The sequence below is a fragment of the Streptomyces sp. NBC_01537 genome (assembly GCF_045040445.1).
In the GTDB taxonomy this organism is placed as follows: Bacteria; Actinomycetota; Actinomycetes; order Streptomycetales; family Streptomycetaceae; genus Actinacidiphila.
Window position 1 is genome coordinate 7660440 of record NZ_CP109392.1, and the last position, 18293, is coordinate 7678732.

Genomic DNA, 18293 nt, shown 5'->3' on the forward strand with positions numbered 1-18293 from the left:
TGGAAAGTGAAGCGATACGAAGTGACGCGAAGTGATGCGGGCGTCAGGTGCGGGCGGTCTTCAGCCAGGTCCGCTTGCCGGTGACCATCCGCCACAGGCCCCACCAGCCGGCCGCGAACCAGATGTAGCCGTAGAAGATGAAGATGTGGGCCACCAGCACCGACCGCAGCAGGCCGAGGCTGCGCTCGCGCCGGGCGTAGACGTATCCGTACGTGTAGGCCGCCGTGAACGACAGCAGATACGGCCCGGCCAGCCACATCGGCGAGACCAGCGGATGCCCGATGCGCACCGAGGCCACGACGATGCCGCCCAGCGCGATCAGGAACGACAGCGGCAGCAGCGAGGTCAGCAGGATCAGCACCGGGCTGGACAGGTGGTAGAGCAGGTCGATCGCGGCCCGGCCGGGGACGTCGCGCAGGATGGTCGGCACGAGGCCGGCCGACTGGAGATGTCCCTGGAACCAGCGGGAGCGCTGGCGGACCAGCCGCCGTACGTCGAGCACGGCCTGCTGGGAGACGGCGGCGGTGGGGCAGTACTGATTGCGCCAGCCGTGCGCGATGAGGCGGACCCCGAGGTCGAGGTCCTCGGTCAGGCTGTCGCTCCACGGGCCGTCGCCGCCGAGCGAGTCCAGCGCCGACAGTCGCATGAACTGGCCGTTTCCGCCCATGCCGACGCTGCCCAGGAAGCGCCGCGCGCTCTGGAACACGTCGCCGTAGACCACGAACTCCATGTCCTGCAGCCGCGCGATCAGCCCCTGCGTGCGGTTGTACATGCGCACGCCGATCTGGACGCCGCCGGTGCGCGGGTCGTCGAAGAACGGGTCGACGGCCTGCACGACATGCGGGTCCAGCCGTCCGTCCGCGTCGACGACGCACAGGATCACGTCCTGCGCGTCGCGGTAGCCGAGCAGCCCCGACGTGCGCAGGTGGCGTACGCCGGCGTTGAGCGCCGCGCCCTTGCCGCGCCGGGCGTTGGGGAGGCGGCGCTGGTAGAGCCGCACGCGGGGGTGGTCGCAGGCGCGGACGATGTCGGCGGTGCCGTCCTCGGAGGCGTCGTCGATGACGAGGGCGACGAAGTTGCCGATGGGCAGCGAGGTGATGCGGGCCAGGCTCTCGGCGAGGACCTTCTCCTCGTTCAGGCAGGCCAGCAGGAAGACGTAGAAGCGCTCGGTGCCGGGGACGCGGGAGCGGCGGATCCGGAACCGGGAGAGCGTGAAGAGCACGGTGTTGTAGCAGCCGGCCATGACGATGATGGCCATGGCGGCCCACAGGAACGGTTCCTCGGTCACGGGCGGTCCCTGCTGCTCCTGCTGGTGCTGCGCAGCCAGATCCGGACCAATAAGAGGGTGAATGCGATCAGGCAATAGAGCATGAATCCTGCGCCGGCGGTGGCTTGCAGCGCTTTGGCGTAGGGAATTCCAGGTATGACTTTTGGCGCCCCGGTCATTCCTGCCAACGGCAGCATCGTACCCAGGGCGGGTCTTCCGTACATGAGTTGTTTCCCCCCAATGAGTGGTGCATGGGGAAAGATAGCGGAGGGTATTCGATGGTCATCTCCGGTGATCGGATCTGTTGGGGCGATTGGGCTGCTGGAGTGACTTGTGTGAGTGGAAGTTCACTCGTGTGAGGTACTGAGGTGCGTTGTGCTGCATGGTGAAATGTTTGAAAATGTTGACAAGGATTCGAATATATAAATGAATAACCTCCCCTGTTGACACCGCGATTGACGGGGCTGAACAATCGGCCCTTCGCTATACGCTCCAATGGGGGGAACATGAAATCCCGATCGAGGAGGCCACGGATCTTCCGGGTCTCCAGTATTCTCGCGCTGGTCGCCGCGCTATTCGGCGGCGTATTCCTGGCCACCGCGAACGGCGCTGGAGCCGGAAAACCGGCCGGTGGCCACCACCGCCACGGCGAGGACCTGCGCGACCGGTCCGGCGTGGCCAAGGTCGACCTGAAGGGCTGGGCGTCGTCCCAGGTCTCCGCCGACAGGACCCGCAGGGCGAAGGCCCCCGTCGCGAAGGCGGCCGTGCGGCAGGCGGCGTACGTCCGGCCGGTCGCGCAGGCGCAGACCGTACGGGCGGCGCAGACCGTGCAGACCGTGAAGGCCCCGCAGGCCGCCGCGGCCGGTACCTCGGCACTGGTGCTCTACGACACCGCGGGCCCCTACGGCCAGCTCGGCGAGCTGTACGCCATGGCCGCCGCCAACCTCGCCGGCCACTTCGGCACCGTCGCCGCCAAGCCCGTCTCGCAGTACACCGCGGGCCTGGTCAACCAGTACACGGCGACGATCTACCTCGGCTCGACCTACTACGGCGGCTCCACACCCGACGCCATCCCGGCCGCCTTCTACACCGACGCCGTCGCCACCACCCACCCGGTGACCTGGCTCGGCGACAACATCTGGTCGCTCGCCAACGCCGCCGGCGTCACCGCGTTCCAGCAGAAATACGGCTGGGACCCGACCACCTCGTACTTCACCACCGCCGGCGGCGTCGGCACCGTCAACCAGGTGGCGTACCGGAACCAGAACCTCACCCGGAACATCCCGGCCGGCCAGGACGGCGGCGTGCTGCGCCCCAACATCCTCACCGGCGCCGGCTATCCGGCCGTCACCTCGCTCGCGCAGGCCACGGACTCCGCCACCGGGACGACCTTCCCGTGGGCGGTCCGCTCCTCGAACCTGACGTACATCGGGGAGATCCCCTTCGCCTTCGTCTCCGAGAGCGACCGCGTCATCGCCTTCGAGGACCTGCTCTTCGACGCCCTCGCCCCCGCCACCGCCGAGCGGCACCGGGCGATGATGCGCCTGGAGGACATCAGCCCCGACTCCGACCCGGCCGAGCTGCGCGCCATCGCCGACTACCTCTACTCGGAGAAGATCCCGTACGGCATCAACGTCATCCCCGTCTACAAGGACCCCAAGGGGACGTACAACAACGGCACGGCCCAGACCATCACCCTGGTCCAGCGCCCGCAGGTCGTGTCCGCGCTGAAGTACATGCTGGCGCGCGGCGCCGTCCTCATGGACCACGGCTACACGCACCAGTACAGCAATGTCGCCAACCCCTACGACGGCGTCACCGGTGACGACTTCGAGTTCTACCGCGCTCACGTCGACGCCTCGAACAACGTGGTCTACGACGGCACCGTCGCCGAGGACTCCGCCCTGTGGGCGCAGACCAGGGTGACCGCCGCCCTCACCCAGTTCACCCTGGCCGGGCTGCCCAAGCCCGCGCTGTGGACCACCCCGCACTACGCCGCCTCGGCGGCCGACTACAAGGTCTTCGCCAAGAACTTCAACGCCCGGCTGGAGCGCTCGCTCTACTTCTCCGGGACCCTGGGCGGCACGGCCACCCCCAACCAGTTCATCGGCCAGTTCTTCCCCTACGTCGTCAAGGACGTGTACGGCACCACCGTGCTCCCGGAGAACATCGGCAACTACGAGGCCGAGGCCTACAACAACCACCCGGCGCGCCTGCCCGCCGACCTGATCGCCTCCGCCAAGGCGAACCTCGCCGTGCGCGACGGCTTCGCCAGCTTCTTCTACCACCCCTACTACCCGGTCCAGCCGCTCAAGGACACCGTCGACGGCATCCGCGCCCTCGGCTACACCTTCGTCAGCCCCACGGCTGTTTCGTGACCTCATCGCTCAGGAGGACGACCGCCGCGGCTCTTGCGGCGGTCGTCCTCGCGCTCGCCACCGCCTGCACGTCGGCCTCCGGAAGGGACTGGGCTCCGGACGACCGCATCCGCGGCATCGCCCTGCCCGCCTGGGACGTCCACGACTACGACAGCCCCCGCGCGGAGCCCTATCTGCGCCAGATCGCCGCCACCGGCGCCCGCTGGGTGTCCTTCACCCCCACCTGGTACCAGACCGGCATCCACGACCCCGCCATGCACACCACCGGCGAGACCGCCGACGACGCGAGCCTTCGCCGCGTCATCCGCCTCGCCCACGCCGCAGGCCTGAAAGTCCAGCTCAAGCCACACGTCGACCTGCCCGGCGACCTCGACCGCGCCGAGATCCGGCCCGCCGACCCCGCCGCCTGGTTCGCCGCCTACACCCGCTTCATCACCCACTACGCCCGCCTCGCCCAGCGACTCGGCGTCCAGCAGCTCGCCGTCGGCACCGAACTCGCCGGCACCTCCCGCGACCGCGCCCACTGGCGATCCGTCATCGCCGCCGTCCGCGCCGTCTACCAGGGCCCCCTCACCTACGCCGCCAACTACGACGAATACCGCCACATCCCCTTCTGGGACTCCCTCGACCTCATCGGCATCGACGCCTACTGGCCGCTGGCCGACCACCCCACGACCGACGTACGGCGGCTCCGCCGCGCCTGGCGGCCCATCGCCCGCGAACTCGCCGCCTACTCCGCCCGCCACCACCGCCGGATCCTGTTCACCGAGGCCGGCTACGTCAGCCAGCGCGGCGCCACCACGGCCCCGTACTCCTGGACCGTCAGCGGGCACGGCGGCGCCGCCGAACAGGCCGCCGCCTACGAGGCGTTGTTCTCCGCCTTCGACGGCCGGCGCTGGTGGGCCGGCGTCAACTGGTGGATGTGGGACGACTGGCCCGGCAGCGGCGAGACCCCCGCCAGCCTGGCGTACACCCCGCACGGCAAACCGGCGGAGGGGGTGCTGCGCAAGTGGTGGACCCGCCCTTAGCCTCATCGCCATGGTCACCCACCGCACCGTCGAAGCGAACGGCACGCTCCTGCACATCGCGGAGGAGGGTGAGGGACCGCTGGTCGTGCTGCTGCACGGCTTCCCCGAGCTCTGGTACTCCTGGCGGCACCAGTTCGCCCCGCTGGCCGCCGCCGGGTACCACGTGGTCGGCCCGGACCAGCGCGGCTACGGGAGCAGCGACCGGCCCGAAGGCGTCGAGCCGTACAACCTGCTCAGCCTCGTCGGCGACGTCATCGGGCTGGTCCAGGCGCTGGGGGAGCGGCAGGCCGTCGTCGTCGGCCACGACTGGGGCGGGCCGGTGGCCTGGCACGCGGCGCTGCTGCGCCCCGATGTCGTACGCGGGGTGGCCGGGCTGAGCGTGCCGCCCCCGTTCCGGGGGGACCGGCCGCCGCTGGGGGCGTTCCGCGAGCTGTACGAGGGCCGCTTCTACTGGAACTACATCGAGACACCGGGTGTGTCCGACGCCGAGTTCGGCGCCGACGTACGGGCCGCCCTGCGCCGCTTCCTCCACGGCCTGTCCGGCGACAACCCGGCGAATGAGTCTCCCGCCGTCCCCCTCATCCCGCCCGGCACCGGCTTCCTCGACCTCTACCCCGAGCCCGGGAAACTCCCTGCCTGGCTCACCGAGGCCGATCTCGACGTCTACGCCGCCGAGTTCACCGCCTCCGGCTTCACCGGCCCCCTCAACTGGTACCGCAACGCCGACCGCAACTGGGCCCTGACCGCCCCCTGGGCGGGCGCCGCCCTCCAGGTCCCGGGTCTCTACGTGGCCGGGGACCGGGACGTGGTCACCGCCTTCCCCGGGATGCGGGAGCTGATCCCGGTACTCCCGCAGCTCGTGCCGACGCTGCGGGAGCCTGTGATACTGCCGGGGTGCGGCCACTGGACCCAGCAGGAGCGGCCGGACGAGGTCAATGCGGCGCTGCTGGACTTCCTCGGCTCGCTCTGAGGCCGCTCGGCCGGAGCGCTCGGCCGGAACGCTCAGGTGTCGCACTCCAGTACCGTCCGGCACAGCCCGCACCGCGCCCTCACCCGGCCCCGCACCGGCACCCGGATCCGCTGATGGCAGGTCGGACAGGGGAACGAGACCCGCAGCGGCCCGGACAGCCCCCGGCCCTCGAAGGCGTAACCGGCGGAGGGCAGGGCGGTGCCGGAGCGGCGGTCCTTCGCGTAACGCCGCCGCCCGGCCCACCCGCAGGCGAGCATCGGCGGGCGGCGCAGGTCCTGCCGGGCGACCGCCAGCCCGGCCCGGTAGGCGTCGCGGGCCTGGGCGCTGGTCAGCCAGGGCTCGATGTCGTCGCCGAAGGCCAGCGCCCGCTTGGCGAGGACGTAGCCGAACTCCTCGGGCGTGAGATAGCCCAGCTTCGACGCGGACATCAGCACCCGCTCACCGCGCCGCGCCGGCTCCTCGCGGTAGGAGTCCAGCAGCAGCCAGCCCGCGCCCAGGTAGGCGGTGGCGGTGTCGGTGAGGATCTCGTTGTCGCGCGTGCCGGGGAATTCCAGATCGAGGCGGTGCAGGAAGACATGCATCACCTCATGGGCCAGGGCCGCGCCCACATCGCGGCGGTCCTCCTTGAAGCGCGCGTGCAGCTCGATGAAGTACTCCGGCCCGGCCGCCAGCTCCACGTTGCCCGCGTGCACCATGTCCCGGAAGCTCACCACCATCCGGGCCTCCGGCAGCCGGAAGTGCTGCACCATGACATGCGCCATGCGCTGCGCGCCCAGGTAGAGATCCTCCTCCGGCGGGAAGTCCACCGCCTCCGGGCGCACGCTCGCCGGGAAGCTGTCCACCATGTCGGACGACAGCCGTTTGTACAGCGCGGTCAGCGCGGCCCGGATCGTGTCGAGGTGCGGGAAGCCGTGCACGATCGGGTTCGCTGCCGGGCTGCCTGGGCCGCCTGGGTCTGACTGCTGGGCCACCTGCGCCTCCCCCGGCGTCGGCTCCGTCCGCCTTCGAGGTTACGCGTCGATCCAGGCCGTCGTCGCCGTTCCCGGAGGGCCGTCTCCCGTTGCCGTGCCGGTGGCCCAGATGCCCGCCTCCGCCATCCGCTCGGCGGCGGACACGTCCCCGCCCCCGGTGGGCTGGTAGACGCTCAGCAGCACCCGCCCGCCCGGCTCGGTCAGCTCCCGGACGTGCCGTATGAGCTCGCCCAGCCGGGCCCGGGGCACGCAGTCGGCCAGCACATGGACGAACGTGAAGCGCCGCCCGTCCGCCGGGCGCCAGTCCAGCGCGTTCCCCTCCTGGATCCGGTCCGCCCACTGCGGCAGCCGCCGCCGGGCCAGAGCGACCAGCCCGGGGGCGATGTCGATCCCGTACGGCTCCACCGACCGGCCCCGCTCGGCCGCCCACTCCCGCACGGACTCCATCAGCAGGCCGTTCGCGCAGCCGATGTCCAGGAAGGTGCCGTCCCGGTGCAGCCCCTCGACGATCATCGCGCGGCGGGCCCGCCACTCCGCCGGCCCGCCCCCGAAGCCGGAGCCGCCCTCGGCGGTGCCGGCGCTCAGGTACGCGGGCTCCAGCAGCCGCACATTGTCCGCGAAGTACGAGGCGTCGCTCTGCGCGCGATAGGAACGGGCGGCGTCGAGCGCGGCGGTGAGGTCCGTGCCGGGCAGCAGGACCTCGGCCAGCACCTCGGGGGGCTCGGCCACCAGCCGGGCGTCCGCGTGCGGGCGCGGGCCGGTGTAGCGGTCGCCCTCCAGCCAGACGAAGAGGTGCTGCCGCGAGGCGTCGTACGCGAAGGGATGCACCCGTTGCGGCCGGAATCCGGCGGTCTCCATCGGCACGCGCAGAGCGGTGTCCAGCAGCCAGTGCTCGCCGGGGAGCACATCGCCGGCCGGCAGCCCGAGATCCCCGTCGTCGGTGTCGATCAGCGCACACCGCCCGTCCGGCAGGAACGGCACGAAGGTGATCCGCCGTACGGCATCCGGGTCGGGGTCGTGCTCGGTCAGCTCGTACGGCCGGGGCAGCGGATCGCGCGGGACGGCGGCCTGCCAGGCCGTGAACAGCGGCACCTCACCGGCCGCGTCCAGGACGACGATCCCGAAGGGCCGGTCGAAACGGATGTGCTCGACCCGTCGTATCGGCGCGGCGCCGCCCGCCAGCATCTCCACCACCGTCACGGCGGCCGCCTCGACGCCGTTCTCGGCGACCCGCAGCACCGCCTCCTGTGCCACCGCGCCGATCTTGAGCCGCTCCGGCGACATCACGGAGAAGTCGGCGGCGTCCGACGCGGACCGGGCGATGCCCAGCGCCGCGAGGTGATCGGTCACCTCCAGCCGGGTGCGCAGGGACAGCCGGGGGAGGGAGATCTCGACCTCCTCCGCGTCCACCGGCCTGCGACGCGTGGGCGCGGCCCAGGCATCGGCCAGCACTTCTCCCGCCGCCTGTCCGGGCTCGCCGAGCACGAAGCGCACCCTGGCTCCGGGTTTCCCGCCGTCCCCACGGCAGCGCAGCTCGACGACACAGGACGCGCCCACCGTCCAGGCGTCCGTGAGCGGCACCCGCTTCCGCATGGTCGGCACGCTCTCCCGGCCGCCCGTGGCGTCCGTGAACGGCCGGTGGCGCGTGGCGTGCGGCTCGAACGGCTCGGCCCAGCAGGCCTTGAGCGCGATCGCGTTGACCAGCAGCAGCAATGTCCCGGGGCCCGGCTCGGCGGGCAGCCGCTCGATCAGCCCGCCGGTCGCCTCGCGCACCCAGTCGTCGATCGCCCGGAGGTCCTCCGGATCGAGCTGCCCGAAACCGATGTCCGGCAGCGACTCGCGGAAGGCCCGGTACAACGGCGTACGCGCCCACACCCCGGTCGCCACCGCCACCGCGTCCGTCCCAGCCACCGCCCGGGCCGCCTCCGTCACCGTCCCCGCCGCCTCCGGCCCGGCCGTGCCCAGCAGCTTGCGCAGTTCCTCCGCCGTCTCGCCCGCAGCGCCCGCGGCGGTGGCCGCCAGCGCGAGCCACAGTCCGGCCGGTGAGCACGCGAAGTCCCCGCCCGGCTCGTCGGTCCCGGTCCCGCCCGCCACGATCGGCAGCCAGCGGGAGGCCAGCTCCTGGATCGCTCCCGCATGCGCCGTCAGCGCGTCCTGTGCCATGCCGTTCCCCCTCGGCTGAACCGCTGCCGGGCCCCCGTAGCCCGCCTAGCGTCCAGCTATGGAAACCGTACAAGTCGCCACTGACATCTGGCTTCTCCCTTTCCCCGTCGGGCAGGTCTACGCCGTCCGCCGGCCCGGCGGATTCGCCCTGGTGGACACCGGTCCGGCGGGCAGCGAGGGCCCGATCCTGCAGGCGCTCGAAGCGCTCGGCGGCGCCCCGGAGGACGTACGGGAGATCGTCCTCACCCACGCCCACCGGGATCACGCGGGCTCCGCCGCCGCCCTCGCGGCGGCCACCGGCGCGCGCGTCCTGGCCGGGGCGGCCGACGCCGACGCCGTCCGGGGCCTGGACACGGTGCTGCCTCCCGTCCTGGAGCCATGGGAGCGGCCCATCTGGGAGCGGGTGGGCGCCGGGGACCTGCCGCTCGTGCCGCCGGCGCGCGTCGACCGGGAGCTGGCCGACGGGGACCGGCTGGACTGGGGCGGCGAAGGGGCTCGCGTGCTCCATGTGCCCGGCCACACGCCGGGCAGCATCGCGCTGTATCTGCCCTCGGCGGGGGTGCTGTTCACCGGGGACACGATCGCGTTCGCCGATGGGCGGCCGATGCCGGGCGTGTTCAACAACGACCGGGAGCAGGTGCTGGCCGCCTGCCGCCGGCTGGCGGCCCTTGATGTGGAGACGGCCTGTTTCGGGCACGGCGAGCCGGTCATCGGCGGGGCGGGGGAGTCGCTGCGGGCGGCGGTCGCGGGCTGACGTGTCACATGTGTGACGATCACCGGATGGAAGAAGCACTGCCGGGCGGCAACGTGACCGAGGTCGTACGGATCGGGGACACGGTCCGGCGGCCGCCGGGCGAGCGGGCGGCGTACGTACGCGAACTGCTCGGGCTTCTCGGGAGGGCCGGCTGGTCCGGCGCGCCGCGCCACCTGGGCACGGACGAGCGCGGCCGTGAGGTGCTGTCGTACGTCGACGGGCACGTGGCGTGGGAGCCGCTGCAGCCCGCCTCGGTCATCGGCGAGGAGAGCCTGGCGGAAGTGGCCCGGCTGACGCGGCGGTTGCACGACCTGACGGCGGGTACGCCGCTGGCGGAGGGCGGCGAGGTGGTGTGCCACAACGACCTGTCCCCCAGGAACACGGTCTACCGGGACATGGGGGAGGGGCTGCGGCCGGTCGCCTTCATCGACTGGGACCTCGCCGCGCCCGGCCTGCGCGTGCACGACGTCGCGCATGTCTGCTGGCAGTTCTGCGGGACGGGATCGCAGGTGTTCCGGCCGGAGGAAGCCGGTCTGCGCATGCGGCTGGTCGCCGAGGCGTACGGGCTCGCCGACACGGACCGGGAGCGCCTGGTGGAGACGGTGCTGTGGTGGCAGGACCGCTGCTGGCGCGGCATCGACCGGCTCGCGGACGCGGGTGACCCGGCCATGGCGCGGCTGCGGGACGGCGGCGCGGTCGCCGCCGTGCGGGCGGCGTACGACTGGACGGCCGCGCACCGCACGGTCCTCGATCGACACGTGCGGTGACGGGGACGGGCATGGGGCCTCGGGGCTGAGGGGCCGGGCTCAGGCGTCCTCGAAGTAGGCGTCCAGGACCGCGTCGAGCTGGGCCGTCCACTCCTTGATGCGGCTCTTGGAAGGCGCCTCGACATCGGCCTGGTACCAGCGGCGGCGGGGGCCGGGGAGGTGGACGGTGATGGTGAACCAGCGCCCGAAGCGGGAGGTCTCGTACTCGACCGCGCCGACCTCGTCCCAGTCGAAGTCGGCCTCCTGGTCGTCCAGCTGGAACCGGATGCCGTCGCGGTCGGCGGTGACCGATCCGCGGCGGTCGGCGGCCTCCAGGACGGGACCGTCGGCGTCGTCACCCTCGGCGTCGTCACCCTCGGGGGCGTCTTCCCCGGCGTCCTCCTCGGCGTCCTCCTCGGCGACAGCGTCGTCGGTCGGCGTCGCCGAGGCCTCCGGGGCCTCGTCCGCCGCCGGCTCTGCCGACTCCGCGGAGTCGGCGGCTTCCGCCGCCTCGGTCGCCTCCGCCGCCTCGGCCGACTCGTCGGCGGGAGGAGGCGTGATGCCGGGGACGAACGCCGGATCGGTCGCGGCGGCGTGCACGGGCTGGATGTTGGGACTTATGGGCTGCTCCACGGCACGAAGTATGGACGACGACCCTGTGTTCACGACAACCGCCCCTGCGCAAGAGCGGTGTCGTCCCAGGCCTTGACGCGGACACGGCGAGCGGGCAGTCTCGCGTCCATATCCCGCACCTGTGTTCCCCGCGCTGCGCGCAGCGCTTTGGGAGCGCTCCCATTCTCAGGAGTGATCACGTGCGCAGACCCGCAGCCCTCCTGGCCGCCCTCGTGGCCGCCGCTCTCACGCTCATCGCGCCGCATGCGCATGCGGCGCAAGCCACCGGGACGGCCACCCGCCTCTACACCCCGCCGGCCAACCCCGACGCGTACCGCCAGATCCTCCGACTCGCCCAGCAGGGCGATTACCGTGACGCCGCCGGGCTCCTGGCGATGACCCGCACGCCGCAGGCCGTCTGGTACGGGGACCAGACCCCCGCCGAGGTCGAGGCGGACATCCGCGAGACCGTCCGGGACGCGGCCCGCGACCGGGCGCTGCCGGTGCTCGCGCTCTACGACATCCCGGGCCGCGACTGCTCGCAGTACTCCGCCGGAGGCGCGGCGAACACCGCCGAGTACAAGGCGTGGATCGACGCGGTTGCCCGGGGCATAGGCCGCCGCGACGCGCTCGTCGTCCTCGAACCCGACTCGCTCGCCCTCCTCCCCTCCGACTGCGGACAGGACGACGCCCAGGGCACCCTCACCGCCGCCCGCTACGCCGAGACCGCCTACGCGGTGCACACCCTCGAACCGCTCGCCGCCACCCGCGTCTACCTCGACACCGGACACCCCGCCTGGCACAGCGTCAACAGCATCGTCCCGCGCCTGATCAACGGCGGCATCGCCGACGCCACCGGCTTCTTCACCAACGTCTCCAACTACCAGACCGACGACGCCAACGCCTGGTACGGCAAGCTCATCTCCTCCTGCCTCGCCTACGCCGCCTCCGGCGGGGATCCCGCCGCCTGCCCCAACCAGTGGTGGCCGCGCCCCGACGCCCAGTCCTGGCTGGACGCCAACGTCCAGGCCACCCCCGAGACGATGAAGCACTTCGTCACCGACACCAGCCGCAACGGCCAGGGCCCCTGGACCCCGCCCGCCGGCAAGTACACCGACGCCCAGGACTGGTGCAATCCCCCCGCCCGCGGCCTCGGCGCCCGCCCCACCACCAGCCCCGGCGACCCGCTCCAGGACGCCCGTCTCTGGGTGAAGATCCCCGGCGAGTCCGACGGCCTCTGCCTGCGCGGCACCCCCGGCCCCGAGGACCCCGAGCGCGGCACGGTGGACCCGGCCGCCGGCGCCTGGTTCCCGGACATGGCACTGGAACTCGTACGGAACGCGGTGCCGCCGCTCACTCCGTAGTGCCCTTCGCGTCCGCGCGCCAGCACAGGCAGAAGGGGTGTCCCGCGGGGTCGCTGAAGACCCGGAACCCCTTCTGCCTGCCGCCGCTGTCGCGCACGAACGCCGCGCCCCACGCGACCACCTGCTCGTGCTTGGCCTCCACATCGGCCAGCGTGCCCGCGTCGAAGTCGAGGTGGAACTGCTGCGGGCGATCCGGGTCGGGCCACAGCGGCGCCCGGTAGGCCCCCACGATCTGGAAGCCGATCTGCATGCCGTTCTCCGAGGTCAGAGAAGGAGAAATCGGGTCGGAGTCATCCAGTTCCCAGCCGAGCATCCGCTGGTAGAAGACGGCGAGCGCGAGCGGGTCGGGGCAGTCGATGACCACGCAGTAGAGAGTCCCAATCATGTGGGGGAGCCTGCCCCGTACCGGCCGCGACCGTCTACGCCCTCCGCAGCGGCCCGGCCTGGTCGCCCCGCGCAACCCTAGGGCAAACCCCCATGCGTGGGGCGCATGGCATACGGCAGCATGGGCGGCATGCCTGCTCTCACACGTGCTGCCGCCGAGATCCGCGCCCAGCTCATCGACGTCCAGCACTACGCCGTCGACCTCGACCTGACCCGCGGCGATGAGGTGTTCGGCTCAAGCACGGTGATCCGGTTCACCGCCCTCGCCGACGGCGACACGTTCGTCGAGCTCAAACCCGCGACCCTGCACCGTGCCGTGCTCGACGGCCACGAGCTCGACCCGGCAGCGCTGGACGACAACCGGCTGCCGCTCACCGGCCTCGCGGCCGGACCGCACGAGCTGCGGGTCGAGGCGGACATGCGCTACTCGCGCACCGGCGAGGGGATGCACCGCTTCACGGACCCGGCCGACGGCGAGACCTACGTCTACACGCAGCTGTTCATGGAGGACGTCCAGCGTGTGCTGGCCGCCTTCGACCAGCCGGACCTGAAGGCCGTCTTCGAGGTCACGGTCACCGCGCCGCCCGCATGGACGGTCCTCGGCAACGGCATCGCCGAGCGCGTGAACGGGAACGGCGGAAAGGAAGGCCGCTGGCAGATCGCGGCGACCCCGCCGATCAGCACCTACCTGCTCGCCGTCGCCGCCGGCCCCTGGCACTCCGTACGGACCGAGCACGCCGGCCTGCCCTTCGGCCTGCACTGCCGCCGCTCCCTGGCGCCCTACCTGGACGCCGACGAGAGCGAGCTGCTGGCCACCACCCGCCGCTGCTTCGACCGCTACCACGAGATCTTCCAGGAGCCGTATCCGTTCGACTCCTACGACCAGGCCTTCGTCCCCGAGTTCAACGCGGGCGCGATGGAGAACCCGGGCCTGGTCACCTTTCGCGACGACTTCGTCTTCCGCTCCGCCGTCACCGACACCGAGCGCCAGACCCGCGGCATGGTCATCGCCCACGAGATGGCCCACATGTGGTTCGGCGACCTCGTCACCCTCCAGTGGTGGGACGACATCTGGCTGAACGAGTCCTTCGCCGAGTACATGGGCTTCCAGGTCCTGTCCGAGGCCACCGCCTGGACCGACACCTGGACCGACTTCGCCGTCGCCCGCAAGGGCTGGGGCTACGACGCCGACCAGCGCCCCTCCACCCACCCCGTCGCCCCCGACGCGGACGCCGTCCCCGACACCGCCTCCGCGCTGCTCAACTTCGACGGCATCTCGTACGCCAAGGGCGCCTCCGCCCTGCGCCAGCTCGTCGCCTGGCTCGGCGAGAAGGACTTCCTGGCCGGCATCAACGACCACTTCGCCCGCCACCGCTTCGGCAACGCCACCCTCGCCGACTTCATCGACTCCCTCGCCGGCGCCACCGACCGTGACGTCCACGGCTGGGCGCAGGCCTGGCTGCGCACCACCGGACCCGACCTCCTCACCCCCGAGATCACCACCACGGCGGGCGGCTGGCGGCTCGCCGTACGCCACGAAGGGTCCCGCCCGCACCGCATCGCCGTCGGCCTGTACGACGTTGCCCCCGCCGACCCGGCACGGCTCGTGCGGCGCGAGCACTTCTTCACCGATGTGCCGGCCGACGCCGACGGTGAGCCGATCGACTTCACCGGCCCCCGCCCCGACCTGGTCCTGCTCAACGACGGCGACCTCACGTACGCCAAGATCCGCTTCGACGAGCAGTCCTGGGCCACCGTGGCCGCCGCCCTGCGCGGCCTGCCCGCCGCGCTGTCCCGCGCGGTGGTCTGGAACGCCGCCCGCGACCTGGTCCGCGACGGGGAACTGCCGCCCGCCGCCTACCTCGAAGCGGCCCGCGCCCACCTGCCGTACGAGACCGACATCGCGATCGTCGAGGGCGTCCTCGCCTTCGCCCGCGCCCAGATCGCCGACCGCTACCTCCCCGGCGAGCAGCGCCCCGCAGCCCTGGCCACCCTCGACGCCCTCGCGCGCGAACTGCTGCCCCGCCACCCGCTGTCCGCCACCCGGGCCCTCATCGCGGTCGCCACCGACACCGCCGAACTGCGCGCCTGGCTCGAGGCCGAAACCGTCACAGCCGGCGCCGCGGCACAGGCACTCGACCCCGAACTGCGCTGGCAGCTCCTGCTCCGCCTCACCGTCCTCGGCGCCGCCACCGCCGCCGACATCGACGCCGAACTCGCCCGCGACCCCAGCGCCACCGGCCAGGAAGGCGCCGCCCGCTGCCGCGCCGCCCTCCCCGACCCGGCGAGCAAGCAGGCAGCCTGGGAAGCCCTGTTCGCCACCGGCGACGCCGCAGGCCTGCCCGAACTGTCCAACTACCTCTTCATCGCCACCGCCCAGGGCTTCTGGCAGCCCGAACACCGCGACCTCGTCGCCGGCTACGTCCCCCTCTTCTACCCCGCGGCCGTCGCCCTGGCCGCCCGCCGGGGCCCCGCCCTCGCCGAAGCCGCCGGCCGCTTCGCCTTCCCGCTCCCGTACGTCGACGCCGAGACCTTGCGCCTCGGCGAGGCCTGCCTGAACGGCGACGACGTCACCCCCGCGCTGCGCCGCAAGCTCGCCGACCAGCTCGACGACCTGAGCAGGGCACTGCGGGTGCGGGGCGGGCACAGCTGAAAGACGACGCTCAACGCTGACCGTATGACCATGATTTGACCGGATTCCCACGTTCCGGTCCGGCCGGGCGATACCCCTGACGGATGGCGGTCGTTGTGTTGACCGGGACGTACGAACGCCCCGGTCAACCGCACGACCGCAAAGGACGCCACCCCATGCCACCCCACCCGGATCTCGCCGGAGGCGTCGAAGGGACCGGCCACCTGCGGCCGCTGCTGGACATCGTGCTCGACGCCCTCGCCCAGGGCGCCGCGGCCCGCGGCGGGCCCCTGCCGGCCGGCGGACCGGAAGCGGTCACCCGGCGCGTACAGGAGGCCTGCGGGGAGGCGATCCCGGACACCGGCGAGGGCGCGGCAGCGGCGCTGCGCAGATACGTACGTACGCTGGCCGAAGGCGCCGCCGACCCGGCGGACCCGCTGTGCGCGGCGCACCTGCACGCCCCGCCGCTCGCGGCGGCCGTCGCGGCGGACCTGGCGGCCGCCGTCCTCAACCCCTCCCTCGACTCCTGGGACCAGGCGCCCGCCGCAGCCACCATCGAGGCAGAGACCACGGCCGCGCTGGCCGCCCTGGTCTACCCCGACCGGCCCGCGCCCGACGCGCTGGTCACCACCGGCGGTACCGAGTCCAACCAGCTCGCCCTCCTGCTGGCCCGCGAGCGCCACCCCGCCGCCCCCCTCCAGGTGGTCTGCGGGGCCAACGCCCACCACAGCATCCACCGCGCCGCCTGGCTTCTCGGCCTGCCCGAGCCGTTCACCATCCTCACCCCCACCGGCGTACTGGACCCGGCGGCCGTCTGCCGCGCCCTCTCCGACATCTACGACCCCGCCCTGGTCGTCGCCACCGCCGGCACCACCGACACCGGCGCCATCGACCCGATCCCCGAGATCGCCCAGGCCGCCGCCACCCACGGCGCCGAACTCCACATCGACGCGGCCTACGGCGGCTCCCTGCTCTTCAGCGACCGTCAGGCGCACAAGCTCGACGGCCTGTCCAAAGCCGCCTCCGTCTCCCTCGACCTGCACAAACTCGGCTGGCAGCCGGTGGCCGCAGGGCTGTTCGCGGTCCCCGACACCGCCGACCTCGCGCCGCTGGCCTACCAGGCCGACTACCTCAACGCCACCGACGACACCGAAGCCGGACTGCCCGACCTCCTCGGCCGCTCGCTGCGCACCACCCGCCGCCCCGACATCCTCAAAATCGCCGTCACCCTCAAAGCCCTGGGCCGCGAAGGCCTCGGCGCCCTCATCGACGCCGTCTGCGACCGCGCCCACACCCTCGCCGACCTCGTCGAACAGCACCCCGGGCTCGAACTCCACGCCCGCCCCACCATCAGCACCGTCCTGTTCCGACCCGCCGGCGCCACCGACGAACAGGTCGCCGCCATCCGCCGCCGGCTGATGGACGAAGGCCGCGCCGTCCTCGGCCGAGCCGCCGCCGACGGCCGGCTCTGGCTCAAGGCCACCCTCCTCAACCCCGGCACGCGCACCGAAGACCTGGCAACGCTCCTCAGGCTCACCACGGAACCCACGGAAGGCCCGACCCGATGACGACCGCGCCCGCAGAAGACCAGCCCCTCGACCTCCTCGGCATCGGCATCGGCCCCTTCAACCTCTCCCTCGCCGCCCTGGCGGACCGCCTCCCCGGCCTGCGTACCGCCTTCTACGACCAGCGCCCCGCCTTCCACTGGCACCCCGGCCTGCTCATCGACGGCACCACCCTCCAAGTGCCCTTCCTCGCCGACCTCGTCACCCTCGCCGACCCCGCCAACCCCTGGACCTTCCTCAACTACCTCAAGTCCCGCGACCGGCTCTACCCCTTCTACGTCGCCGAGCGATTTCATATTCAAAGGGCCGAATACGACGCCTACTGCCGCTGGGTCGCCGAATCCCTCCCCACCATCCGGTTCGGCCACCAGGTCGACACCGTCCGCTGGAACCCCGGCCGGGGCCTGTTCGAGGTCGACCACACCCAGCTCGACACCAACGGCGAAGCCGAGGCCCTCGGCCGCACCCACGCCCGCAACCTCGTCATCGGCATCGGCACCACCCCCTACGTCCCCGAGCCGCTGCGCCCCCTCGCCGAGGCCCCCACCGTCCCCGTCGTCCACTCCGCCGACTACCTCAAGCAGCGCGAACGTCTCCTGACCACCCCCCACGTCACCATCGTCGGCTCCGGCCAGTCCGGCGCCGAGGTCTTCCTCGACCTCCTGCGGGCCCGCCCCGCCGGCGCCGAGGGCCTGACCTGGATCGCCCGCACCCCCGCCTTCGCCCCCATGGAATACAGCAAGCTCGGCCTGGAACAGTTCACCCCCGACTACACCCGCTACTTCCACGACCTCGCCGAACCCGTACGCGACCGGCTCGTCCCCCAGCAGTGGCAGCTCCACAAGGGCATCGACCACGACACCATCAACGCCATCCACGACGAGCTCTACCGCCGCACCCTCGACGGCGGCTGGCCCGATGTCACCCTCACCCCCGGCGTCACCGTCCGCACCGCCGGCCGCCTCGGCACCAACGCCATCGAGCTCCACCTCGAACACGAGCAGCAGGGCGTACGCACCCGGCTCACCACCAACGCCGCCGTCCTCGCCACCGGATACCGCGAACGCCCCCTCGACCAGCTCCTCGCCCCCCTGGAGCCGTACATCCGCCGCGACTCCGCCGGCCGCCCCCGCATCGGGCTCGACCACCGCCTCGACCTCGACCCTCCCGTCCACGGCGCCGGCATCTACGTACAGAACGCCGAACGCCACACCCACGGCGTCGGCGCCCCCGACCTCGGCCTGGCCGCCTGGCGCTCCGCCGTCATCCTCAACGCCGTCACCGGCAGCCAGCCCTACCCGCTGCCCTCGCGCACCGCCTTCACCACCTTCGGGCTGCAACCCGCGCCCGTCAGCGCTCCCGCTACCGCAAGGCCCGCAGGTATTCACTCCTGAGAGCCGGAGGATGCCCCGGCCTTCAGGCCGTAGAGGGACGGGGCGGGGTAGCGGGGAGGGGACAG

The 18293-nt window shown here is 72.3% G+C and carries 14 protein-coding genes; 9 read left to right on the forward strand and 5 right to left on the reverse strand.

Features of this window, described 5'->3' with window-relative positions; all coding sequences use genetic code 11:
• Positions 1–43: 43 nt before the first annotated feature.
• On the reverse strand, positions 44–1288 hold the full coding sequence (locus OG607_RS35235; RefSeq protein ID WP_405732222.1) for a glycosyltransferase family 2 protein: 1245 nt from the start codon (positions 1286–1288) through the stop codon (positions 44–46).
• Between the two features lie 485 nt (positions 1289–1773).
• On the opposite strand from OG607_RS35235, the gene OG607_RS35240 reads away from it, so the two are divergent.
• The 3 genes from OG607_RS35240 to OG607_RS35250 are packed head-to-tail and all read left to right on the forward strand — an operon-like array spanning position 1774 to position 5643.
• On the forward strand, positions 1774–3645 hold the full coding sequence (locus tag OG607_RS35240; protein ID WP_405732225.1) for a DUF2334 domain-containing protein: 1872 nt from the start codon (positions 1774–1776) through the stop codon (positions 3643–3645).
• Complete coding sequence (locus tag OG607_RS35245) at positions 3642–4673, forward strand: glycoside hydrolase family 113 (protein WP_405732228.1); 1032 nt, start codon at positions 3642–3644, stop codon at positions 4671–4673. The genes OG607_RS35240 and OG607_RS35245 overlap by 4 nt, the downstream gene beginning before the upstream one ends.
• Positions 4674–4683: 10 nt before the next feature.
• Positions 4684–5643, forward strand: a complete 960-nt coding sequence (locus OG607_RS35250; RefSeq protein WP_405732231.1) for an alpha/beta fold hydrolase — start codon at positions 4684–4686, stop codon at positions 5641–5643.
• 32 nt (positions 5644–5675) lie between these two features.
• On the opposite strand, the gene OG607_RS35255 is transcribed toward OG607_RS35250, so the two are convergent.
• Both OG607_RS35255 and OG607_RS35260 read right to left on the reverse strand, forming a co-directional pair.
• Entirely contained in the window at positions 5676–6614 is a 939-nt protein-coding gene (locus tag OG607_RS35255; protein WP_405732234.1) for a hypothetical protein, read from the reverse strand.
• A gap of 39 nt (positions 6615–6653) precedes the next feature.
• Positions 6654–8777, reverse strand: coding sequence for a serpin family protein (locus OG607_RS35260; protein WP_405732236.1), 2124 nt, complete (start codon positions 8775–8777; stop codon positions 6654–6656).
• Positions 8778–8835: 58 nt separating this feature from the next.
• Here OG607_RS35260 and OG607_RS35265 point away from each other — a divergent pair, with 58 nt between their 5' ends.
• Complete coding sequence (locus OG607_RS35265; protein ID WP_405732239.1) at positions 8836–9531, forward strand: MBL fold metallo-hydrolase; 696 nt, start codon at positions 8836–8838, stop codon at positions 9529–9531.
• Positions 9532–9557: 26 nt separating this feature from the next.
• Positions 9558–10298: a phosphotransferase gene (locus tag OG607_RS35270; RefSeq protein WP_405732242.1), complete on the forward strand. Its 741-nt coding sequence runs from the start codon at positions 9558–9560 to the stop codon at positions 10296–10298.
• 39 nt (positions 10299–10337) lie between these two features.
• Here the strand turns inward: OG607_RS35270 and OG607_RS35275 are convergent, their stop codons facing one another.
• A complete protein-coding gene (locus OG607_RS35275; RefSeq protein ID WP_405732245.1) occupies positions 10338–10910 on the reverse strand; it encodes a hypothetical protein in 573 nt (190 codons plus the stop codon).
• A 179-nt stretch (positions 10911–11089) separates the two neighbouring features.
• Between OG607_RS35275 and OG607_RS35280 the strand changes: the two genes are divergently transcribed.
• Complete coding sequence (locus OG607_RS35280; RefSeq protein ID WP_405732248.1) at positions 11090–12253, forward strand: glycoside hydrolase family 6 protein; 1164 nt, start codon at positions 11090–11092, stop codon at positions 12251–12253.
• Here the strand turns inward: OG607_RS35280 and OG607_RS35285 are convergent.
• Positions 12243–12638, reverse strand: a complete 396-nt coding sequence (locus OG607_RS35285; protein ID WP_405732251.1) for a VOC family protein — start codon at positions 12636–12638, stop codon at positions 12243–12245. The two genes, OG607_RS35280 and OG607_RS35285, sit on opposite strands and share 11 nt — an antisense overlap.
• A 129-nt stretch (positions 12639–12767) precedes the next feature.
• Between OG607_RS35285 and pepN the strand changes: the two genes are divergently transcribed.
• The 3 genes from pepN to OG607_RS35300 all read left to right on the forward strand — a co-directional run bounded on the left by pepN (position 12768) and on the right by OG607_RS35300 (position 18228).
• The gene (gene pepN / locus OG607_RS35290) at positions 12768–15290 is read left to right on the forward strand and encodes an aminopeptidase N (protein ID WP_405732254.1); all 2523 of its coding nucleotides are present in this window, start codon (positions 12768–12770) and stop codon (positions 15288–15290) included.
• Between the two features lie 155 nt (positions 15291–15445).
• Positions 15446–16837, forward strand: a complete 1392-nt coding sequence (locus OG607_RS35295) for a pyridoxal phosphate-dependent decarboxylase family protein (RefSeq protein WP_405732257.1) — start codon at positions 15446–15448, stop codon at positions 16835–16837.
• A complete protein-coding gene (locus tag OG607_RS35300; protein WP_405732260.1) occupies positions 16834–18228 on the forward strand; it encodes a lysine N(6)-hydroxylase/L-ornithine N(5)-oxygenase family protein in 1395 nt (464 codons plus the stop codon). Before OG607_RS35295 ends, OG607_RS35300 begins: the two co-directional genes overlap by 4 nt.
• Positions 18229–18293 lie beyond the last annotated feature (65 nt).